Below are 21309 nucleotides of genomic sequence, written 5' to 3' on the forward strand. Positions count from 1 at the left end.
TGTAGCTTATAAATTATTGCAAACTATAAAAAATGATTCATTTCTTTGGAAACAAAAACAGTAAGGTATTTGCTGTTCAAACAACAAAAGAATTTACCGCAGAAACTATTGCCAAATTAACATGGTTATTTGGTGACGCACCAAAAATAGACGAGGCATCAATAGATGCTTTTTTTATTGGTCCAAGAGCGGCAATGATAACGCCTTGGAGCACAAATGCTGTAGAAATTACCCAAAATATGGGAATTTCAGATATCATTAGAATTGAAGAATTTATGGCTATATCAGAAGATTTTGCCGACTTTGATCCTATGATTTCAGAGAAATTTAAAAGTTTACATCAAGAATCATTTACCGTAAAAGTGCAACCAGAAGCTATTTTAGAAATAGAAAACGTTGCCGCGTATAACAAGCAAGAAGGTTTATCTTTAAGTGATGAAGAGGTTACTTATTTAGAAAGTGTAGCAAATAAAATAGGAAGAAAGCTAACCGATTCAGAAGTTTTTGGTTTTAGTCAAGTAAACTCAGAACATTGTAGGCATAAAATATTTAATGGAACTTTTGTAATTGATGGTGAAGAAATGCCAACTTCATTATTCAAATTAATAAAAGAAACATCAAAGCAATTTCCTAACGATATTGTTTCAGCATATAAAGATAATGTTGCCTTTGTAAAAGGACCTAAAGTAGAGCAATTTGCGCCAAAAACAGCAGATAAACCAGATTTTTATACAACCTCAGATTATGATTCTGTAATTTCATTAAAAGCAGAAACACATAACTTCCCAACTACTGTAGAGCCTTTTAATGGCGCTGCTACAGGCTCTGGAGGAGAAATTAGAGATAGGCTTGCTGGCGGAAAAGGATCTTTACCCTTGGCAGGAACCGCTGTTTACATGACTTCTTATTCTCGTTTAGAAGAAAACAGGTTTTGGGAACACAAATTCAAAGAAAGAAATTGGTTATACCAAACACCAATGGACATTTTAATTAAAGCCTCTAATGGTGCTTCTGATTTTGGTAACAAATTTGGGCAACCTTTAATTACAGGTTCTGTTTTAACTTTTGAGCATGAAGAAAACAACTCTTCTAGTGAGGCTCCTGCAAGAAAATTAGGGTTTGATAAAGTAATTATGCAAGCTGGTGGTATTGGCTATGGCAAAGTAGAACAAGCTTTAAAAGATACGCCAAAAGAAGGCGATAAAATTGTAATTCTTGGTGGAGAAAACTATAGAATTGGTATGGGTGGTGCTGCAGTTTCTTCTGCAGATACAGGAGAATTTGCTTCTGGTATAGAATTAAATGCCGTACAACGTTCTAATCCAGAAATGCAAAAACGTGCCGCAAATGCAGTTCGTGGAATGGTAGAAAGTGAAGAAAATTTTATTGTTTCTATTCACGATCATGGTGCTGGTGGCCATTTAAATTGTTTGTCTGAATTAATAGAAGATACTGGTGGAAAAATAGATTTAGATAAATTACCCGTTGGAGACCCAACCTTGTCTGCAAAAGAAATAATTGGTAACGAGTCTCAAGAAAGAATGGGCTTGGTTATTGCAGAAAAGCATACAGAAACCTTACAAAAAATAGCAGAAAGAGAACGCTCGCCAATGTATACTGTGGGTAATGTTACTGGCGATAATCGTTTTACTTTTGAATCTAAAACCACTGGAGAAAAACCAATGGATTTAGCTTTAGAAGACATGTTTGGTTCTTCTCCAAAAACAATAATGACAGACAAAACTATTGTTAGAAAATATAAAAACCCACGTTACAAAACTAAAAACTTACAAATTTATTTAGCCCAAGTTTTACAATTAGAAGCTGTAGCTTGTAAAGATTGGTTAACAAACAAAGTAGATAGGTGTGTTGGTGGTAAAGTTGCCAAACAACAATGTGTGGGTCCATTGCAAATTCCATTAAATAATGTTGGCGTAATGGCTTTAGATTTCAAAGGTAAAGAAGGCGTTGCTACTTCTATTGGCCACTCGCCTATTTCTGGATTAATTCACCCAGAAGCAGGTAGTAGAAATTCTATTACAGAAGCATTAACCAATATTATTTGGGCACCTTTAAAAGACAATTTGGCTTCAATTTCATTATCGGCAAATTGGATGTGGCCTTGTAAAAACGAAGGTGAAGATGCACGTTTGTACAAAGCTGTTAAAGCAATTTCAGAATTTTCTATAGATTTAGGCATTAATGTACCAACTGGTAAAGATTCTTTGTCTATGAAACAGAAATATGCTGATGGTGATGTAATATCTCCTGGAACAGTTATTATTTCTGCAGCAGGAAACTGTAATGAAATTACTAAAGTTGTAGAACCTGTTTTACAGGCAAATGGCGGCAATATTTACTATATAAACATATCTCAAGACGAATACAAATTAGGTGGAAGTTCTTTTAACCAGACTTTAAATGCTATTGGAAATGAAGCGCCAGATGTTACAAACGCTCCTTATTTAAAAAACACATTTAACACCATTCAGAAATTAATTAAAGCAAATAAAATTAAGGCTGGGCATGATGTTGCTTCTGGTGGATTAATTACTACTTTGTTAGAAATGTGTTTTGCTGATGTAGATTTAGGTGCAAATTTTGATATTTCTGAACTGAACGAAGAAGATTCTATAAAAGTATTGTTTTCAGAAAATGCAGGTATTGTTTTTCAAGCAGACCAAACTGTTGAAGGTATTTTAGAAGAAGCCGGAATTGTAGCTTTTAAAATTGGTACCGCAAACAATTCTGGTGAGGTTGTAATTAAAAACAACGAAGATAAGTTTAGCTTAAATGTTTCAGAATTTAGAGACGTTTGGTACAAAACATCGTATTTATTAGACGATAAACAAACGGCAAATGGTTTGGCTAAAAACCGTTACGAAAACTTTAAAAAGCAACCTTTACAATACACTTTTCCAAAAGATTTTACAGGAAAATTAGAGGATGTTGCAAACACAGTGAAGCAATCTAACAAACCAAAAGCTGCAATAATTCGTGAAAAAGGAAGTAATTCTGAACGCGAAATGGCAAATGCAATGTATTTAGCTGGTTTTGATGTAAAAGATGTACACATGACAGATTTAATTTCTGGTCGTGAAACCTTAGAAGACATTCAGTTTATTGGTGCTGTTGGTGGTTTTTCTAATTCTGATGTTTTAGGTTCTGCAAAAGGTTGGGCAGGAGCTTTTAAATATAATGAAAAGGCAAATACTGCACTTAAAAACTTCTTTAAAAGAGAAGATACTTTATCGGTTGGTATTTGTAATGGCGCACAGCTATGGATGGAATTGGATTTAATAAATCCTGAACATAAAATACATGGTAAACTGGTACATAACGATTCTAAAAAGCACGAAAGTTCTTTTACCTCTGTAAAAATTCAAGAAAATAATTCAGTAATGCTATCTTCTTTAGCAGGAACTGAGTTAGGGGTTTGGATTTCGCACGGAGAAGGTAAATTTAACTTACCAGAAGCAGAAGAAAACTATAATATTGTTGCCAAATATGCTTATGAAGGTTACCCAAACAACCCAAATGGCTCTGATTTTAATACAGCAATGTTATCGGATAAATCTGGAAGACATTTAGTAACTATGCCACATATAGAACGTTCTACTTTTCAATGGAATTGGGCACATTACCCAACAGACAGACAAGACGAAGTTACGCCTTGGTTAACAGCTTTTGTAAACGCAAGATTTTGGATAGAGAACAAATAATAAAATCTATTTCCTTTAAAAAAAACAGCTTTTAGAATTACTAAAAGCTGTTTTTTTTTGCGTTAGGGATTGCAGCATTGTTTGAGCTCTCCCGCTTTTTAGCGGGAAGCGAGTGCGTAAAGCCCGTTAAAACGCCCAAATAAAATGTTTCTATAAAAAAGACGCTAATTTTTTAATTTTCAGTAAAATACGTAAGTTAAAAAACAAGTAAAAACACCTATCTGTAGTTTAAAAAATAAAATTAATTTGCGCCATAATGGAAACTGATTGGATTAGGGGCTAATCATAACCAAATTATAGCTAGCTTCTTTTTACACAAAAAAGAGGCTAGTTTCTATAGCATACAACTTTCTATAGTATTATTCTCCCAATAATTATTTCTGTGATTTAAATAATTAAGCTAATTTTTATAAGTTAGCTTAATTTATTTTAAGAAATAATTATTTTATATGATAAAATTATAAATATTTCTTAAAAAACCATCTATTAAAATAACTATTTGTTAAATACCTGTAAATTCCCTAATTTGCAGTAACAAAATTAAATTTATGGCAATAGAAATAAAAAGATTATTCGATTTTCCTTATTATCAATTAGAGACTTACAATTTACAAAAAGCATTTACCAGTAAATATCATAACAATTGGGAAAGTATTTCTACCCAAAAATATATAGAACAAGCAAATTTAATTAGCAAGGGTTTAATTAGTTTAGGTGTTAAACCTAACGATAAAATTGCCGTAATTTCTTCTACAAATAGAACGGAATGGAATATATGTGATATTGGTGTTTTACAAACTGGTGCCCAAAATGTACCAATTTACCCAACTATTAGTAAAGAAGATTATGAGTATGTTTTAAACCATTCAGAAGCTATCTATTGTTTTGTTTCTGATGTAGAGGTTTTAGAAAAAATAAATGCCATTAAAGCAAATACCAAATTAAAAGCCATTTTTACTTTTGATGATATTGCTGGCGAAAAATCTTGGAAAGAAATCTTAGAATTGGGCAACAACCAAAATTATAATCTTGAGTTAGAAACCCGAAAAAATAACGTAAAAACAGAAGATTTAGCTACTTTAATTTACACTTCTGGTACTACAGGAAAACCTAAAGGTGTTATGCTTTCTCACCAAAATATTGTAAGTAATGTGCTTGCTTCTAAAGAAAGAGTACCTTTAGAATATGGTAAAGATGTTGGCTTAAGTTTTTTACCTGTTTGCCATATTTTTGAACGTATGATTCTTTATTTATATCAATATTGTGGAGTTTCAATTTATTTTGCAGAATCTATAGAAAAACTATCTGAAAATGCACAAGAAATAAAACCAAACGTAATGACTGCTGTACCACGTTTGTATGAGAAAATTTACGACAAAATTATTTTAAAAGGAGAGGCTTTAACGGGTATTAAAAAAGGGTTATTCTTTTGGGCTGTTAATTTAGGTTTAAGATATAAACCTAATGGTGCAAATGGCTGGTGGTACGAAAAACAACTTGGTTTGGCTAGAAAATTAATATTTTCTAAATGGCAAGCAGCACTTGGTGGCGAACTTAAATTAATGGTTTCTGGTAGTGCAGCATTGCAAGAAAGATTAACAAAAGTTTTTGCAGCAGCTGGTATGCCAATTATGGAAGGTTATGGTTTAACAGAAACATCTCCAGTAGTAACCGTGAACGACCAAAGAAACAAAGGTTTTAAAACAGGTACTGTTGGCAAACCCATAAAGGAAGTTGAAGTTAAAATTGCAGAAAATGGAGAAATTTTAGTAAAAGGCCCTAACGTTATGCTAGGGTATTATAAAGATTTAGAAAAATCTGAATCTGTTTTAAAAGACGGTTACTTTTATACTGGAGATAAAGGTGAATTTGATGCCGAAGGTTTCTTAAAAATTACTGGTAGAACTAAAGAAATGTTTAAAACTTCTGGTGGTAAATATGTGGTACCACCCTTATTAGAAGGAGAATTAAAACAATCTTTATTTATAGAACAAGTTATGGTTGTTGGTGAAGGTGAAAAAATGCCAGCTGCAATTATTCAGCCAAATTTTGAATTTATTCAAGGTTGGATCAAACATAAAAACCATAATATTGGTACTTCTAATGAAGAAATTGCCAATTCAGACATTGTAATCAAAAGAATTCAGCAAGAAGTTGATAAATGTAATAGCAATTTTGGTAAATGGGAGCAAATTAAACGTTTTGAACTTACCAAAGATGTTTGGTCTATAGATGATGGACATTTAACCCCAACCATGAAAATGAAAAGAGCAGTTATTAAGGAGATTTATAAAGATTTATATCAAAAAATATATAACAATTAAACTTGGAAGCATCGATATTTTTATCGGTGTTTTTTTTGAATAAAATATCATTGTTGAAACCTAAGAATTTGCATTAAAGATTAAAAAAATGATTAAATCTTTGTACTATTGTAAGAGAAAAAACTTCTATTTTGAGTAATTCTACAAAAAACAATAATTGGAAAAACAAACTTCATGAAATTATTTACGAAGCAGACACCAAACAAGGTAAAGTTTTTGATGTAATTTTATTGATAGCCATTTTAGCTAGTATTATTTTGGTAATGCTAGAAAGTGTAAACCAAATAGACAATACGTACCACAACGCGCTATATATTGGTGAGTGGGTAATTACGATTTTATTTTCTATTGAATATATTTTAAGAATTATTGCCATTAAAAAACCTTTAAAATATGTACTTAGTTTTTATGGTATTATTGATTTTCTTTCAACAATACCCATGTATTTATCGTTTTTTCTGGTTGGTTCACAAGGTTTAGTTGCGCTTAGAGCCTTAAGGTTATTAAGAGTTTTTAGAATTTTAAAATTAGGCAGATACATTGGTGCTTCTAATACTCTTTTATTGGCTTTAAAAGCAAGTAGAGCTAAAATTGCAGTTTTTTTATTTTTTGTTTTAATTGTTTGCATCATTTTAGGCACTGTAATGTACATGGTAGAAGGTGAAGAAAACGGATTTAACAACATACCCAAAAGTATATATTGGGCTATTGTAACTTTAACTACAGTAGGTTTTGGTGATATTGCCCCACAAACACCATTAGGACAATTAATTGCAAGTGCAATAATGATATTAGGTTACTCTATTATTGCAATTCCTACAGGAATTGTAAGTGCAGAAATTACTAAAAAAGATTATGACTTAGACATAAACACGCAAGCTTGCCCAACTTGTTTAAAAGAGAAACATACAAAAAATGCAACATTTTGCTATAATTGTGGTAGTATTTTAAATTAGTATGCATATAACAAAAAACACCTTAATAACCATTGTAGGACCTACAGCAATTGGCAAAACTGCATTAAGCATTCAGCTTGCTAAAGCGTTTAATGCAGACATTATTTCTTGCGATTCAAGACAATTTTATAAAGAAATGTCTATTGGTACTGCTGTGCCAGAACCCGAGGAATTATCCAGTGCAAAACATCACTTTATACAAAACAGAAGTATTTTTGATAATTATAATGTTGGTGAATTTGAAAGAGATGCTCTAAAAAAACTAGACGTTTTATTCAAAAAAAACAATGTGCAAATTATGGTAGGTGGCTCTGGTTTGTATGTAGATGCTGTTTTAAAAGGCTTAGATTATTTTCCTGAAGTTGATCCTGAAATTCGTGAAAATTTAACAAAACAATTGGCGGCAGATGGAATTGTAACACTACAAAACCAACTTAAAGTATTAGATTTAGAAACCTACAACAATATTGCTTTAGACAATCCACATAGAATAATGAGAGCCTTAGAAGTTTGTATTTCTTCTGGTACACCCTACTCCACTTTTAAAAATAAACCTAAAAAACCTAGAAACTTTAACAGCATAAAAATTGGTTTAAACGCAGATAGACCAATTATATATGATAGAATAAACCAAAGAGTAGATATTATGATGGCTAAAGGATTACTGGAAGAGGCTAAAAATTTATATCCGCATAAAAGTTTAAATGCACTACAAACCGTAGGTTATAGAGAATTATTTGCTTATTTTGATGGAGATTTTACCAAAGAATTTGCAATTTCTGAAATTAAAAAAAATACTAGACGTTTTGCAAAACGACAACTTACTTGGTTTAAAAGAGACCTAGAAACAATTTGGTTTGATTATACCACCAATGCTAATAATATTATAGCCACAATTTCTAATAAAATTAACGCAAATACATAATTAGAATTTTTAGGTATTCATTTGCTTTTCTATCTTTGTTTCAAATATTTAGCTTTATGAAAACAATCTTAACATTACTAAAAAAGATTATGTTATGTTTCTATAATAATTGGGTTGTCCAAGATAAAAATTGAATGGATACTTTAAGAGTAAAAACCTTCTTGGTAGATTTAAAAGTTTAAATTAGAGAAAAATTATACCAACATTAGTTTCTGAATTACTTCCTCTCCTACTTCCTCATTCATCATTTTAATTATTTTTTCTTTACCGTAACTTAATTCTTCTCTTAAAACAGATGAAGTTAATTGTATAATTAAAGTTTTGTTTTGCAATTTTACAGAAGTAGTATGTGTTGCCACACCTGGCCCCATCATTTTATGCCATGTTTCTTCTATTTTAATTTTCTGCATTCCCTTGCTCAAATTATTCTCTGTGATAAAAAGTTGCATTAAATCTTTAACTGAAACAGAATCGTTTTCTCTTTTAGACATATTTGTGGTTTTTGGTTTTTGTTTGTGGTTTAAAAATTACAAAAATTAATCAGTTATACATTAGAACTTTAAACTTTATAATTCAAAAATCTGGTATGGTTTATCACTTCGTTTTAGTATACTTTCTGTTCTATCTTTATGCGTATCTGTTATAAATATTTGTCCAAATTTATTATTATTTACCAAATCTATAATGTGCGCTACTCTATTTTCATCTAATTTATCAAATATATCATCTAAAAGTAAAATTGGAGTAACGTTTGCTTGTTGTTTAATAAATTCAAACTGCGCAAATTTTAAGGCAATTAAATATGATTTTTGTTGTCCTTGAGAACCAAACTTTTTTATCGGGTAATCTCCAATATCAAAGCTTAAATCGTCTTTATGTATGCCAGCAGTTGTATACTGCATCATTTTATCTTTCTCAACATATTTTTGTAACAACGCTTCTAAAGAAAAATCATGAAGCTGACTTTTATACTTTAGATTAACTTGCTCCTTATCTCCAGAAATTAAAGCATATTTTTCATTAAAAATAGGAATAAAACGTTCTAAAAAATCTTTTCTAACTTCATATATTCTTGTTCCATACAAAGCCAATTGTTCATTATAAACATTCAAATTTAAGGCATCAAAAGTTCTATTTGCTGCAAAATATTTTAACAGTGCATTTCTTTGACTTAATACTTTATTGTACGCCAACAAATCTTGTAAATACTTTTTGTTTTGCTGGCTAATTACGCCATCTATAAACTTTCTCCTGGTATCACTGCCTTCTGTAACCAAATCTCTATCTGCTGGCGATATAATTACCAAAGGAAGTTGGCCAATATGTTCAGAAAATTTTTCGTAATTTTTACCATTTCTTTTTAAAACTTTCTTTTGCCCTTTTTTTAAACTACAAACAATTTTTTCATTTCGTTCTTTTAAAAAATAATCTCCTTCAACCATAAAAAAAGATTCGCCATGTTTTATATTTTGACCTGCAACCGAATTAAAATAACTTTTTGCAAACGAAAGGTAATAAATAGCATCTAAAACATTGGTTTTTCCCACACCATTATTACCCACAAAACAATTTATTTTCTCCTGAAAATCAAAAGATTGAGATGTTATATTTTTAAAATTAAGTAAAGAAAGTTTTTGTAAATACATGTATATAAATTAACCTATAAAACAATTTGCAAATTATTGAAAATTTTGCGAATTATAGACTTTTAAAATCCAATTAAAAAAACTATTTTTGTCCGCACTAATTTTAAAGCAACAATGGCAACATACAAGAAAAAATATAAACCAGAAGGTAAAAAAGAACAGCAACAAGTAGAAGAAATGGAAAGCACAACTGCTGAAGTTTTTAATACTTTAGACGAAACAGCTTCTAAATCTGAACAGTGGATTGAAAAAAACAGCAAACCACTTTTTTATGCATTAGTTGGTGTTGTAGTTGTCTTTTTAGCATATTTAGCATATAATAAATACGTTGTAGAACCAAATGAATTGGAGGCTTCTAATGAATTGGCTTTTCCAAGAAAATATTTTGATGAAGCTTCTACTGCAGGTTCAGGTATAGATTCTTTATTAAATTTAGGTTTAGAAGGTACAGATGGTAAATTTGGATTTTTAGACATTGCTGAATCTTATAGTGGTACAGATGCAGGAAATTTAGCAAATTATTATGCTGGAGTTTCTTATTTGCAAATGAAAAATTACGAAAAAGCAATTACTTATTTAGAGAAATTTAATTCTGATGATGCTTTATTAGGTCCTGTTGCATTAGGTGCTATTGGTGATGCTTTCGCAGATATTAATCAACCAGAACAGGCTTTAGAATATTACGAAAAAGCTGCTAATAAAAAAGACAACACATTTACATCTCCATTATTTTTATACAAAGCAGGCCAAACTGCAATGCAATTAAAAGAATTTGGAAAAGCAGAAACTTTATTTTCAAAAATAAAAGCAAACTACCCAAGCTCAGAACAAGGTAGAAGTATAGAAAAGTTTATAAACGCTGCAAAATACGCAAACTAGTTTTTGGTTGTTGGTTTATAGTTTTTAGTTAAATCCAACAACCAAAAACGATAAACTAAAAACAAAAAATGGCAACAACAAATTTATCTTATTACGATAAAACAACAATCCCAAATGCGAAACCTTTTCGATTTGGGATTGTTGTTTCTGAATGGAATCCAGAAATTACAAAAAATTTACAACAAGGAGCAATTGATACTTTACTAGATTGTGGCGCTGCAAAACAGGATATTATTTCTTGGGATGTCCCAGGAAGTTTTGAACTAATTTATGGCTGTAAAAAAATGATACAGTCTCAAAAAGTAGACGCTATAATTGCAATAGGTAACGTTATTCAAGGAGAAACTAAACATTTTGATTTTGTTTGTGATGGCGTAACACAAGGTATTGTAGATTTAAATATTAAATATGATGTGCCTGTTATTTTTTGCGTTTTAACAGACAACACCAAACAACAATCTTTAGATAGATCTGGTGGTAAATTAGGCAATAAAGGTATAGAGTGTGCCGTTGCTGCAATAAAAATGGCGGCCATAAATAATTTAAATAGAACTTCAGATAGTATTGGTTTTTAGCAAATCAATGCTTTATTTCCTATTTAATTTTAAGAATACTTTTAACAGCAAACCTTTTACAATCAAACGAATTTCTTTAAATTTGAGTAACTTTATAAATTGGTATAAAAGTTGATTTTACAATGTAAATTAACCTATCAATTCAGTAAAAAACTATGGGATTTTTAAAACGTACAAATAAGAAATTCGATTATCAACCTCTTTATTACAAAGGAGAAGGTAGCCCTTTTAAAATTGAGCATAAATTAGACCAATTTAGAACTACTGCTGGTAAAAACAAAGGTATTAAAGGTAAGTTTTCAGATGCTCTAAACGATTTAAAATCGTCTGACAAAAGCGTAAACAAAACCATCTTAATTATTATTGCCATTTTAATATTCATTTTCTTATACATTATAGATTTCGATTTATCTATATTCACAAATTAATTAATGTCTGACATCATTCAACTTTTACCAGACCATGTTGCCAACCAAATTGCAGCAGGAGAAGTAGTGCAAAGGCCTGCATCTGTAGTTAAAGAATTGTTAGAAAATGCGATAGACGCAGGATCAACAAATATAAAATTACTTATTAAAGATGCTGGTAAAACATTAATACAAGTAATAGATGATGGTAAAGGAATGAGCGCTACAGATGCAAGAATGTGTTTTGAGCGCCATGCAACCTCTAAAATTCAAAAAGCAGAAGATTTATTTAATTTATCTACCAAAGGTTTTCGTGGCGAAGCATTGGCTTCAATTGCAGCTATTGCGCATGTAGAATTAAAAACAAAAGAGCACAACCAAGAATTGGGCTGTGCCATAAAAATTGAAGGAAGTAAAATTGTTTCTCAAGATTTTGTTTCTACAGGAGCAGGAACCAGTTTAGCGGTTAAAAATTTATTTTATAACATTCCTGCAAGAAGAAATTTCTTAAAATCAGATACCGTAGAAACCAGACATATTGTAGATGAATTTCAGCGTGTGGTTTTAGCACACCCTAGTATTTCTTTCTTATTACACCACAATAATAACGAAGTTTATAATTTAAGAGCTGGAAATTTAAGACAACGTATTGTAGCTGTTTTTGGTGGTAAAATGAATGAGAAACTAGTACCAATTGATGAAGTTACCGATATTTTAACAATAGAAGGCTTTGTTGCAAAACCAGAATTTTTTAAACGAAAAAGAGGCGAACAGTTTTTCTTTGTAAACAATCGTTTTATAAAAAGTTCTTACTTAAACCATGCTGTTGTTAATGCATTTGATGGTTTGTTAGAAAATGGTACACATCCATCGTATTTTTTATACCTAAAAGTACCTGCAAACACCATAGACATAAACATTCACCCAACAAAAACAGAAATAAAGTTCGATAACGAAAAAGCTTTATACGCCATGTTACGTGCTACTGTTAAACATAGTTTGGGACAATACAACGTAGCGCCAGTTTTAGATTTTAATAGAGATGCTAATCTAGATACACCTTATCATTTTAAATCGAAAACAAAAAGCGCTAGTATTCCAAAAATTTCTGTAGATCCAGATTTTAATCCTTTTAAAGAAGAGGTTCAAAAAGAAATAAGTTTTCCTTACAAAAGAGAAAAAAACACCCAAAGTTGGGAATCTTTGTACACTGCTACTGCAACAACTATAGAAAACGAACAAGAGCAACTTTTTGAGCATCAACAAGAAGAAAAAACACAAAAGACTTTTCAAATACAACGCAAATACGTGTTAAGTTTAATAAAATCTGGTGTGGTTTTAATTAATCAATCTTTAGCGCATCAAAGAGTTTTATATGAAGATTTTCTAGAAAGTATTACTGTCAAAGAAGCCAACAGTCAGCAACTTTTGTTTCCTGTTAAAATTTCTTTTTCTTCTGCGGAAATAGAAATGATTTACACTATTAAAAGTGAGCTTGAAAACGCTGGTTTTTCTTTTGATGAATTTACAAAAGACAGTGTTACCATTAAAGGAATCCCAGTTTCTGTAACAGAAAGTAAAATTACCATAATTTTAGAACAACTTTTAAATGATATAGATTTAGAAGTACCCGATGCAAGTTTTAGTCATTTTGATGTTATGGCAAAATCATTTGCCAAAACCTTATCTATAAAAACGGGTACGTTACTTTCAGAGAAAGAACAAGAAGGTTTGGTAAACGACTTATTTTCTTGCAAAGAACCAAGTGTTTCCCCTTTTGGTAAGGCTACCTTTAAGACTTTAACATTAAACGAAATTGATAATTTATTTAATAGTTAGTTATGGGAAAAGTTACAGAAGGTATTAAACACTTAATTATTATAAATGTAATTGTATTTATAGCACCACAATTACTACAATTAGATTTTACCAATATTTTGGCATTGCATTTTCCAGAAAATGAACATTTTGGAATTTGGCAATATGTTAGCCACATTTTTATGCATGGTAGCTTTGCGCATATTCTTTTTAACATGTATGGTTTATGGGCTTTTGGAACTCCTTTAGAGCAAATGTGGGGTAAAAAAAGATTTTTATTTTTCTACTTTTCTGCAGGAATTGGAGCAGGCTTAATTTACACACTTGTTAATTATTATCAGTTTAATGGTATTTATGAATTATTTATAAATGCTGGTGTAAATCCAAATGAAATTTTATCAATTTTAGAAAAAGGAAGTACTAATGATGTTAGAGTTGTAAATGCTATAACCCAAGAACAATTTAACAAAATATCATCATTATACAACACACCTGCTGTAGGAGCCTCTGGAGCAGTTTACGGAGTTTTAGTGGCTTTTGGCTTGTATTTTAAAGATGCTAAATTGGCATTACTGTTTTTTCCTGTTCCAATAGCTGCAAAATATTTTATACCTATTATGATTTTAGGAGATTTATTTTTTGGAATGACAAAATATTCCGTGGGTAACATTGCCCATTTTGCGCACATTGGTGGCGCTTTAATTGGGTTTTTAATTGCTTATTACTGGAAAAAAAATCAATTTAAAACAAGTTAAATGGATTTTATAAATAAAATAAAATATAGATTTAATACGGCCAATATTATAGAAAAACTAATCTATATAAACGTAGGTGTATTTGCCGTAAGCTTACTTATATTGGTAGTGCAAGGTTTGTATCGTGGCCAGGTTAGTTATATTGTGCAATGGTTTTCTTTAGATGGAGATTTAAACGAATTATTAACCCAACCTTGGACTTTAATTTCTTACGGTTTCTTGCATTCTGGCTTTATACATTTACTTTTTAACATGATTGGTTTGTACTTTATTGGCAATCTATTCATTCAATATTTTACACAAAAACAAGCTTTACAATTTTATCTTTTAGGAACTTTGTTTGGTGGATTCTTCTATTTATTTAGTCAGAATTACTTTCCTCTTTTTGAAGGCAGTTCTTCTCGTTTGGTTGGAGCATCAGCTGGAGTTTCTGCTATCTTTATAGGTTTAGCTACATATATGCCAAATTATCAGATAAATATTCGTCTTTTAGGTTATATAAAATTATGGCATTTGGCTGCAGTTTGGTTAGCGTTTGATGTTGTTGGTTTAATAGGACCAAATGGTGGTGGTAGCTTTTCTCATTTGGGCGGTAGCTTATTTGGTTTTTTATATGTAAACCAGGCAAGTAACAAAAAATTAGATATATTTGGGAGTCTTTTTTCAATGTTTAAAAAGAAAGAAAAGCCTTTACAAACGGTTTACAAATCTAAAACCAACTTAAAAAAGAAAACCACACTTGTTGCTAACAATCAAAAAGAAATAGATGCTATTTTAGATAAAATAAGTAAATCTGGTTATGACACCTTAACCAAAGCAGAAAAAGATTTTTTATTTAAACAAGGTAAAAAATAGATGAAGAAATTATCTTTTTTAGACAAGTTAGTCTATTTAATTAATTCGCTGTTTGCAGCCTTATTACTGCTTTCATTTGTATTGCCTTATGTATCTCCTAAAAACATACCTTTTTTAGCAATATTAAGTTTATTTGTACCTATTTTACTACTTATAAATATTGTCTTTGCCATATATTGGTTGGTAAAATTAAAAAAACAGGTTTTACTTTCTACCGCTGTTTTAGTGCTTGGTGGCTTTGTTGCTACTCCGTTTTTTAAAATATCAGAAAACAACTCATCATTAAATTCAGATTTAAAAATTATGAGTTTTAATGTAAAAGCATTCGATTTATTTTCTAAAAATAAAACCTTAAAAAATAATGGTTATGCGTTTATTAAAAAACAAGAGCCAGATATTTTTGTAGCGCAAGAGTTTTATAAATCGCCTAAAAGAATAATAAAAAATTACAAGTACAAGTACCATAAACTAAAAGGAAATTACGGTTTGGTAATATATTCTAAATATAAAATTATTAACGAAGGCTCCTTAGATTTTGAAAAAACAAATAACAACGCAATTTTTGTAGATGTTTTAAAAGATAAAGATACCATTAGAATTTATAATGTACATTTTGAATCTTTACGAATTAAACCCAATGAAGAAAATTTTGGAGAATCAAACTCTGAAAAATTATTAGCACGTGTTGGCAATTCTTTTAAAGAGCAAGTAAAGCAAACCGAACTTTTTTTAGCCCATGAAAAAAAATGGAAAGGCAAAAAAATAATCTGTGGAGATTTTAACAATACTGCATATTCTTGGATGTACAAACAACTTTCGAATAATAAAAAAGATGCTTTTATAGAATCTGGTAAAGGATTTGGAAAATCTTTTGATTACTGGTTTCCTATGCGAATTGATTTTATTTTAACAGACAAAAGCAGCATTATAAATCAATTTAAAACATATTCAGTAGATTACTCAGACCACTTCCCTATTATGGCTAAAGTTAATTGGAGTAATTAATAACTTCTTTTTTGAATAGCACCGTAAGATTTTGATTCTATTTTCCTTTTTAAAAGACTTGTAAAAAAAGCAAAAGTACTTTTAAATCTTGCTACTTGAAGCGCATAAAAACTAAACCTTAAAAGTCTACCAAATTTGTCTTTTAACTCTTGATCATATTTTTTTAAGTTTTCTGCAGTAAAATTATTTTCTTTTACACATCGCTCAATATTTTTAGCTGCAATAATTCCAGACATCATGCCTGTGCCAATACCTTCTTTGTAAAAAGGATTTGCTAAACCTGCAGCATCACCTACCAATAAAAAACCATTTCCAGAGGTTTTCTGTTTACCAAAATGAAAAGGTATGGACCAACCTCTCCAATTCCCATCTTTTTCTGCATGTATAAATTTACCTTTTACTTTTTTATGATGTTGTATAATATGCTGAATTTCATCAATTAAATTAATATTATGTTTTTTTATTAGATCTACCCTTCCTCCTAAACTAACATTTACCTTGCCATCAAATAAAGGAAAAATATAAAAGAATAAAGTTACTTTTTTATACACCAACCTAATTTCTGCAACATTATCTTTTGCCAAAACTACATTATTAAAATAACCACTAATAAATGTTGATGCCAATTTTTTTGAAATCTTGTCTTTTACCAAGTTTCTATAAACTGTAGATTTTGCACCATCTGCACCAACTATCAATTTGGCATCAATCTGTTTTCCATTTTTTAAGGTAATTTGCATCCCTTTTTTATTCTCCTTTATTATTTTTACGCCACTCCCAAAAAATGTTTTGGTGTATGTTTTAGAAAAATGTTTTACTAAAAAATCGTCGAAATCTATGCGTTTTGCATAAGAAATCACCATGTCTCTTTCTTCAGTTTCTTTAAATTCTATATGATGATGATCATTTGGATGAAATTGTATTTTTTTACTGTGAATAAACTTAGGATGTTTTAAAAAATCTTGAAATAATTGATTTCCTAAAATTTTTAAAGAACGGTATGCGTAAAGAATTAAGCCATCTCCACAAGTTTTGTCTCTTGGAAATAATGCTTTATCTATTATAATATGCGGAATTTTAAGCTTACTTAACATCAATGCAGTTGCTGCACCAGATGGTCCAGCTCCAATAATACAAATTGTTGTTTTTTCTATATTCTCCATTTATAAAGACCTATTATTCTTTAATTTGTAAAGCTAATCCATACACTTTTACAAGATTACTATTTCTAAATTGATGGTTTTTAAACCTTCTTTATGCTGAAAACAATATGTTATTAATCGTCTTTAATTCTTATTTTTTATTAAAACTTCAAAAATGTGAAAAACTTTAAAGCATAATTAAATCATAATTCTAGGACATACTTTGTTTCTTGCAATTGCAATTCTTCATTTAAAAAGCAATTTTCAACTTTAAAAAACAATTGCTCAAGTATCTTTTTTGAAGCAATATTTTTGTCAATCACAAAGGCTATCAACCTTTGTAAACCAATTTTTCTGGCATAATTAATAAGTGCTTTACAGAGTTCTAAACCATAACCATTTGCCCAATAATTTTGTATAAATCGATAGCCTATTTCAGTATCAAATTTAGAATTTATAAGCGCAACAGTACCTATAAATGCGCCATCTTGTTTTCTTTCTACAGCATAAATCCAAAAATAATTATTCTTTTCATCATATTTTCTTATGAAACCAAAAAGTTCTTCTTTAGTTTCTTTAAGATTTTTAACACAACCATCTGCATACTTTAAAACTTCAGGATTACTTTCTAAATCATAAAAACCAGACAAATCTTCTTCTTGCAATCTTCTAATAAGTAGTCTTTCCGTTTCAAAAATCATGAATAATATCGTATTTTTGTAAACGTTAAAAGTACCAAAATGAACCCAAATAAAAAAGTTGCTTTTTATACTTTAGGATGCAAATTAAACTTCTCTGAAACCTCTACCATTGCAAGAAATTTTGTAAACGAAGGTTTTAAACGCGTAGCATTTGAACAGAAAGCAGATATTTATGTAATTAATACTTGTTCTGTAACAGATAATGCAGACAAACGCTTTAAGAGTATTGTAAAAAATGCACTTAAAAAAAATGAAGAAGCTTTTTTAATTGCTGTTGGTTGTTATGCTCAATTAAAACCAGAAGAATTAGCTGCTGTAGATGGCGTAGACTTGGTTTTAGGAGCTACAGAAAAATTTAATGTAACTTCTTATATTAACGATTTAACCAAGAATAATGTTGGAGAAATACATTCTTGTGAAATTGCTGATGCCGATTTTTATGTAGGCTCTTATTCTATTGGAGATAGAACCCGCGCTTTTTTAAAAGTACAAGATGGCTGCGATTATAAATGTACCTATTGCACTATACCTTTGGCACGTGGTATTTCTAGAAGTGATACCTTACAAAATGTATTAGAAAATGCTAGAGAAATTTCTGCTAAAGGCATTAAAGAAATTGTGCTCACAGGTGTAAATATTGGCGATTATGGTAAAGGTGAATTTGGTAATAAAAAACACGAACATACCTTTTTAGAATTGGTTAAAGAATTAGACAATGTTCATGGAATTCATAGATTAAGAATTTCTTCTATAGAACCTAATTTACTAAAAGATGAAACAATTAATTTTGTTTCAAAATCGAAAACTTTTGTACCTCACTTTCATATTCCACTACAATCTGGTAGTAATGTTTTATTAAAAAAAATGAAACGAAGGTATTTGAGAGAAACCTATACCAATAGAGTTGCGCGCATTAAAGAAACCATGCCAAATGCATGCATTGGTGTAGATGTTATTGTTGGTTTTCCTGGAGAAACAGATGCGTTATTTTTAGAAACGTATAATTATTTAAACGATTTAGACATCTCTTACTTGCACGTTTTTACATATTCTGAAAGACCAAACACAGCTGCTGTAAATTTTGAAGGTGTTGTACCTAAAAAAACAAGAGCAAAACGCAGTAAAATGTTGCGTGGTTTATCAGCTAAAAAAAGACGAGCTTTTTATGAGTCGCAATTAGGTAATTCATTAACCGTTTTGTTTGAAAATGAAAATAAAGAAGGCTATATTCACGGATTTACAGAAAATTATGTAAAAGTTAAAGCTCCATGGAATCCAGATTTAGTAAACACATTACATCCTATACAATTAACAACTATTGATGAAGACGGTTTGGTAAGATTTAAATTTGAAAAAGAACTGATAAAGAATTAAATATATTGGTAACTTTTGCATAATTTGGTTACGAATTAAAAGTGCATCTATTTTAAGGAAATGAAAAAAATTCCAATTTATTTAATGCCAGGTTTGGCCGCGGGTCCAGAAATTTTTGAAAACTTAACATTAGATAAAGAAAAATATAGTTTACATTATCTTAGTTGGCTTATTCCATTATCTTTAGATGAAGAAATTTCAGATTACGCCTACAGATTAAGCCAAAAAATTACTGAAGAAAACCCTGTTTTAATTGGCGTTTCTTTTGGTGGCTTATTGGTGCAAGAAATTGCACAATTTATTACCTGCAGAAAAATAATTATCATATCTAGTATTAAAAAAAAAGAAGAGTTACCCAAATCATTTAAATTTGCCAAACTCACTAAGATTTACAAACTTTTTCCGACTAAAGTTATAGAAAATTTTGAAGAATATGCCAAATTCTTTATTGGATCATCATTAACAAAAAAAGCAAATTTATATAAAAAGTACTTGCACGTAAGAGATAAAACGTACTTAAAATGGTCTATAACCAATGTTTTAAAATGGAAACAAAAAGAAACTTCACCTAAAATCGTGCATATTCACGGTACAAAAGACCCTATTTTCCCCATAAAAAACATAAAAGATGCCATAGAAATTAAAGATGGTACACATGTTATCATTTTAATGAAAGCGAAACAAATATCTCAAATTATTGATACTATTTTAACTTGCTAAACCAAACACAATTACTATTTTTATGCTAAAATTGAATCCTATGAAAAAACAAAACAAAATTTTAATTTATGTAAGTATTTGCATTGTTGCCACTTTCTTTTACAACGGAATTTCTAAAACAACGTTAACAAATAACACAAATCAAGATCCTGAAACTCAAACTCACGAAACCTATAAAATTAAAGCGCTAAAGTTACCTGAAAATCTAAATTTAGCAGGAGAAAGAGTACCTGTAGAAATAAATGATGTTAAAGAACGTATGGAAAGAGAGTTGTTAGTAAATACCTATTGGCAGTCTAACGGAATTTTACTCATTAAAAGAGCTAACAAATATTTTCCTGTTTTAGAGCCCTTGCTTAAAAAATATGGTTTACCAGATGACTTTAAGTTTTTAGCCTTGGCTGAAAGTGCATTTATAGACGAAACCTCTACTGCTGGTGCTGCAGGTATGTGGCACTTTATGAAAGCTACCGGTAAAGAATATGGTTTAGAAATAAATAAAAATGTAGACGAACGCTATAACATAGAAAAATCAACTAAAGTTGCAGCAACGTATTTAAAAAAAGCTAAGAACAATTTAGGCTCTTGGACGCTAGCAGCAGCAGCCTACAACGCAGGCAATTATGGTGTTTCTAAAAGATTAAAAGCTCAAGAAGTTAACAATTATTATGATGTGAAATTACCAGACGAAACTGAAAGATATGTTTTTAGAATTTTAGCTTTAAAAGAAGTAATTGGCAATCCTAAAAAATATGGTTTTGTATTTGATCAAGAAGATTTATATACACTAAAACCAACTAAAGTAATCAAAGTAGATACAGCAATCACTAATATTACCCGTTTTGCCAAACGATATAATTTAAATTATAAAGAATTTAAAATTTACAACCCTTGGTTAAGAGAAAATAAATTAAATAATAAGAGTAGAAAGTTATATGAAATAAAAGTTCCTATTTAATAGTATTACTTATTCTATAATTTCTTTTACTCTACCTACAAGACCAGAAACTAATTTAACTTTTATACCATAGGGATGGTTGGGTGATTTTGTTAAAATTTCACCCACGGTTCCTTCCGTAGTTTCTCCAGTTATTTGGTGTTGCTTTTTAACAATTTTCACAAACTGCCCAACTTTAATATTATCTCTTTTTCTTGCATCAACCATAAGAACTGTTTTATATTAAAATAAAAATATTGAAAATTAATAACTTTACTGCCCGAAATATAACAAAACTTTAGGCATAAAAAAAACCTATCAATATTGATAGGTTTTCTTAAAAAATTAACTAGTAATAATATATAATTATATAACTCTTACGTTTACTGCGTTTAATCCTTTTCTTCCATCTTGTAAGTCAAACTCAACTTCATCGTTTTCACGAATTTCGTCAACTAATCCTGACACATGTACAAAATGTTCTTTGTTTGTTCCTTCTTCAGTGATGAATCCGAATCCTTTAGATTCATTGAAAAATTTTACGGTACCTTTATTCATTATAAAAAAA

General features: G+C 29.9%; 20 protein-coding genes. 14 read left to right on the plus strand and 6 right to left on the minus strand.

Annotated features, from left to right (window positions below; all coding sequences use genetic code 11):
• The first annotated feature begins 32 nt into the window (after positions 1–32).
• The 4 genes from purL to miaA all read left to right on the plus strand — a co-directional run bounded on the left by purL (position 33) and on the right by miaA (position 7927).
• A complete protein-coding gene (gene purL / locus Q0762_RS09775; RefSeq protein ID WP_298766448.1) occupies positions 33–3722 on the plus strand; it encodes a phosphoribosylformylglycinamidine synthase in 3690 nt (1229 codons plus the stop codon).
• Between the two features lie 548 nt (positions 3723–4270).
• The gene (locus Q0762_RS09780) at positions 4271–6046 is read left to right on the plus strand and encodes a long-chain fatty acid--CoA ligase (RefSeq protein ID WP_298766450.1); all 1776 of its coding nucleotides are present in this window, start codon (positions 4271–4273) and stop codon (positions 6044–6046) included.
• A 131-nt stretch (positions 6047–6177) separates the two neighbouring features.
• Positions 6178–7002, plus strand: coding sequence for an ion transporter (locus tag Q0762_RS09785; protein WP_298766452.1), 825 nt, complete (start codon positions 6178–6180; stop codon positions 7000–7002).
• Between the two features lies 1 nt (position 7003).
• Positions 7004–7927, plus strand: coding sequence for a tRNA (adenosine(37)-N6)-dimethylallyltransferase MiaA (gene miaA / locus Q0762_RS09790; RefSeq protein WP_298766454.1), 924 nt, complete (start codon positions 7004–7006; stop codon positions 7925–7927).
• Positions 7928–8121: 194 nt separating this feature from the next.
• Here miaA and Q0762_RS09795 read toward each other — a convergent pair whose 3' ends face one another.
• Both Q0762_RS09795 and Q0762_RS09800 read right to left on the minus strand, forming a co-directional pair.
• The gene (locus Q0762_RS09795; protein WP_298766456.1) at positions 8122–8418 is read right to left on the minus strand and encodes a DUF721 domain-containing protein; all 297 of its coding nucleotides are present in this window, start codon (positions 8416–8418) and stop codon (positions 8122–8124) included.
• A gap of 75 nt (positions 8419–8493) precedes the next feature.
• Positions 8494–9573 (minus strand): DNA replication/repair protein RecF, encoded by a 1080-nt coding sequence (locus tag Q0762_RS09800; protein ID WP_298766458.1) that lies wholly within the window; start codon positions 9571–9573, stop codon positions 8494–8496.
• Positions 9574–9687: 114 nt separating this feature from the next.
• On the opposite strand from Q0762_RS09800, the gene Q0762_RS09805 reads away from it, so the two are divergent.
• The 7 genes from Q0762_RS09805 to Q0762_RS09835 all read left to right on the plus strand — a co-directional run bounded on the left by Q0762_RS09805 (position 9688) and on the right by Q0762_RS09835 (position 15867).
• Positions 9688–10452: a tetratricopeptide repeat protein gene (locus tag Q0762_RS09805; RefSeq protein WP_298766460.1), complete on the plus strand. Its 765-nt coding sequence runs from the start codon at positions 9688–9690 to the stop codon at positions 10450–10452.
• 68 nt (positions 10453–10520) lie between these two features.
• Positions 10521–11027 (plus strand): 6,7-dimethyl-8-ribityllumazine synthase, encoded by a 507-nt coding sequence (gene ribH, locus Q0762_RS09810; RefSeq protein ID WP_298766461.1) that lies wholly within the window; start codon positions 10521–10523, stop codon positions 11025–11027.
• Between the two features lie 155 nt (positions 11028–11182).
• Positions 11183–11455 carry a riboflavin synthase subunit beta gene (locus Q0762_RS09815; protein ID WP_298766463.1) on the plus strand — a complete coding sequence of 91 codons (273 nt, stop codon included), beginning with the start codon at positions 11183–11185 and terminating at the stop codon, positions 11453–11455.
• A gap of 3 nt (positions 11456–11458) precedes the next feature.
• Complete coding sequence (mutL, locus tag Q0762_RS09820) at positions 11459–13273, plus strand: DNA mismatch repair endonuclease MutL (protein ID WP_298766465.1); 1815 nt, start codon at positions 11459–11461, stop codon at positions 13271–13273.
• A gap of 2 nt (positions 13274–13275) precedes the next feature.
• Positions 13276–14007, plus strand: coding sequence for a rhomboid family intramembrane serine protease (locus Q0762_RS09825; protein ID WP_298766467.1), 732 nt, complete (start codon positions 13276–13278; stop codon positions 14005–14007).
• Positions 14008–14862, plus strand: a complete 855-nt coding sequence (locus Q0762_RS09830; protein WP_298766470.1) for a rhomboid family intramembrane serine protease — start codon at positions 14008–14010, stop codon at positions 14860–14862.
• On the plus strand, positions 14863–15867 hold the full coding sequence (locus tag Q0762_RS09835) for an endonuclease/exonuclease/phosphatase family protein (protein ID WP_298766475.1): 1005 nt from the start codon (positions 14863–14865) through the stop codon (positions 15865–15867).
• Here the strand turns inward: Q0762_RS09835 and Q0762_RS09840 are convergent.
• A complete protein-coding gene (locus Q0762_RS09840) occupies positions 15864–17030 on the minus strand; it encodes an FAD-dependent monooxygenase (protein ID WP_298766477.1) in 1167 nt (388 codons plus the stop codon). The two genes, Q0762_RS09835 and Q0762_RS09840, sit on opposite strands and share 4 nt — an antisense overlap.
• Before the next feature lie 182 nt (positions 17031–17212).
• Positions 17213–17710, minus strand: coding sequence for a GNAT family N-acetyltransferase (locus Q0762_RS09845; protein WP_298766479.1), 498 nt, complete (start codon positions 17708–17710; stop codon positions 17213–17215).
• Between the two features lie 39 nt (positions 17711–17749).
• Between Q0762_RS09845 and mtaB the strand changes: the two genes are divergently transcribed.
• Genes mtaB through Q0762_RS09860 form a run of 3 tightly spaced genes read left to right on the plus strand, consistent with a single transcriptional unit; the run spans position 17750 to position 20762 of the window.
• Positions 17750–19084 carry a tRNA (N(6)-L-threonylcarbamoyladenosine(37)-C(2))-methylthiotransferase MtaB gene (gene mtaB / locus Q0762_RS09850; protein ID WP_298766481.1) on the plus strand — a complete coding sequence of 445 codons (1335 nt, stop codon included), beginning with the start codon at positions 17750–17752 and terminating at the stop codon, positions 19082–19084.
• 60 nt (positions 19085–19144) lie between these two features.
• Complete coding sequence (locus tag Q0762_RS09855; RefSeq protein WP_298766483.1) at positions 19145–19804, plus strand: alpha/beta hydrolase; 660 nt, start codon at positions 19145–19147, stop codon at positions 19802–19804.
• Positions 19805–19844: 40 nt separating this feature from the next.
• Entirely contained in the window at positions 19845–20762 is a 918-nt protein-coding gene (locus tag Q0762_RS09860) for a lytic transglycosylase domain-containing protein (RefSeq protein ID WP_298766485.1), read from the plus strand.
• A gap of 9 nt (positions 20763–20771) precedes the next feature.
• Here the strand turns inward: Q0762_RS09860 and Q0762_RS09865 are convergent, their stop codons facing one another.
• Entirely contained in the window at positions 20772–20969 is a 198-nt protein-coding gene (locus tag Q0762_RS09865) for a YwbE family protein (protein ID WP_298766487.1), read from the minus strand.
• A gap of 138 nt (positions 20970–21107) precedes the next feature.
• Positions 21108–21299 carry a cold shock domain-containing protein gene (locus Q0762_RS09870; protein WP_077809452.1) on the minus strand — a complete coding sequence of 64 codons (192 nt, stop codon included), beginning with the start codon at positions 21297–21299 and terminating at the stop codon, positions 21108–21110.
• Positions 21300–21309 lie beyond the last annotated feature (10 nt).

The organism is uncultured Polaribacter sp. (assembly GCF_947495205.1).
In the GTDB taxonomy this organism is placed as follows: domain Bacteria; phylum Bacteroidota; class Bacteroidia; order Flavobacteriales; family Flavobacteriaceae; genus Polaribacter.

Coding starts and splice junctions, on each gene's coding strand:
- purL (WP_298766448.1), top strand. CDS start 33: ATGATTCATTTCTTTGGAAACAAAAACAGTAAGGTATTTGCTGTTCAA.
- Q0762_RS09780 (WP_298766450.1), top strand. CDS start 4,271: ATGGCAATAGAAATAAAAAGATTATTCGATTTTCCTTATTATCAATTA.
- miaA (WP_298766454.1), top strand. CDS start 7,004: ATGCATATAACAAAAAACACCTTAATAACCATTGTAGGACCTACAGCA.
- Q0762_RS09795 (WP_298766456.1), bottom strand. CDS start 8,418: ATGTCTAAAAGAGAAAACGATTCTGTTTCAGTTAAAGATTTAATGCAA.
- Q0762_RS09800 (WP_298766458.1), bottom strand. CDS start 9,573: ATGTATTTACAAAAACTTTCTTTACTTAATTTTAAAAATATAACATCT.
- Q0762_RS09805 (WP_298766460.1), top strand. CDS start 9,688: ATGGCAACATACAAGAAAAAATATAAACCAGAAGGTAAAAAAGAACAG.
- ribH (WP_298766461.1), top strand. CDS start 10,521: ATGGCAACAACAAATTTATCTTATTACGATAAAACAACAATCCCAAAT.
- Q0762_RS09815 (WP_298766463.1), top strand. CDS start 11,183: ATGGGATTTTTAAAACGTACAAATAAGAAATTCGATTATCAACCTCTT.
- mutL (WP_298766465.1), top strand. CDS start 11,459: ATGTCTGACATCATTCAACTTTTACCAGACCATGTTGCCAACCAAATT.
- Q0762_RS09825 (WP_298766467.1), top strand. CDS start 13,276: ATGGGAAAAGTTACAGAAGGTATTAAACACTTAATTATTATAAATGTA.
- Q0762_RS09830 (WP_298766470.1), top strand. CDS start 14,008: ATGGATTTTATAAATAAAATAAAATATAGATTTAATACGGCCAATATT.
- Q0762_RS09835 (WP_298766475.1), top strand. CDS start 14,863: ATGAAGAAATTATCTTTTTTAGACAAGTTAGTCTATTTAATTAATTCG.
- Q0762_RS09840 (WP_298766477.1), bottom strand. CDS start 17,030: ATGGAGAATATAGAAAAAACAACAATTTGTATTATTGGAGCTGGACCA.
- Q0762_RS09845 (WP_298766479.1), bottom strand. CDS start 17,710: ATGATTTTTGAAACGGAAAGACTACTTATTAGAAGATTGCAAGAAGAA.
- mtaB (WP_298766481.1), top strand. CDS start 17,750: ATGAACCCAAATAAAAAAGTTGCTTTTTATACTTTAGGATGCAAATTA.
- Q0762_RS09855 (WP_298766483.1), top strand. CDS start 19,145: ATGAAAAAAATTCCAATTTATTTAATGCCAGGTTTGGCCGCGGGTCCA.
- Q0762_RS09860 (WP_298766485.1), top strand. CDS start 19,845: ATGAAAAAACAAAACAAAATTTTAATTTATGTAAGTATTTGCATTGTT.
- Q0762_RS09865 (WP_298766487.1), bottom strand. CDS start 20,969: ATGGTTGATGCAAGAAAAAGAGATAATATTAAAGTTGGGCAGTTTGTG.
- Q0762_RS09870 (WP_077809452.1), bottom strand. CDS start 21,299: ATGAATAAAGGTACCGTAAAATTTTTCAATGAATCTAAAGGATTCGGA.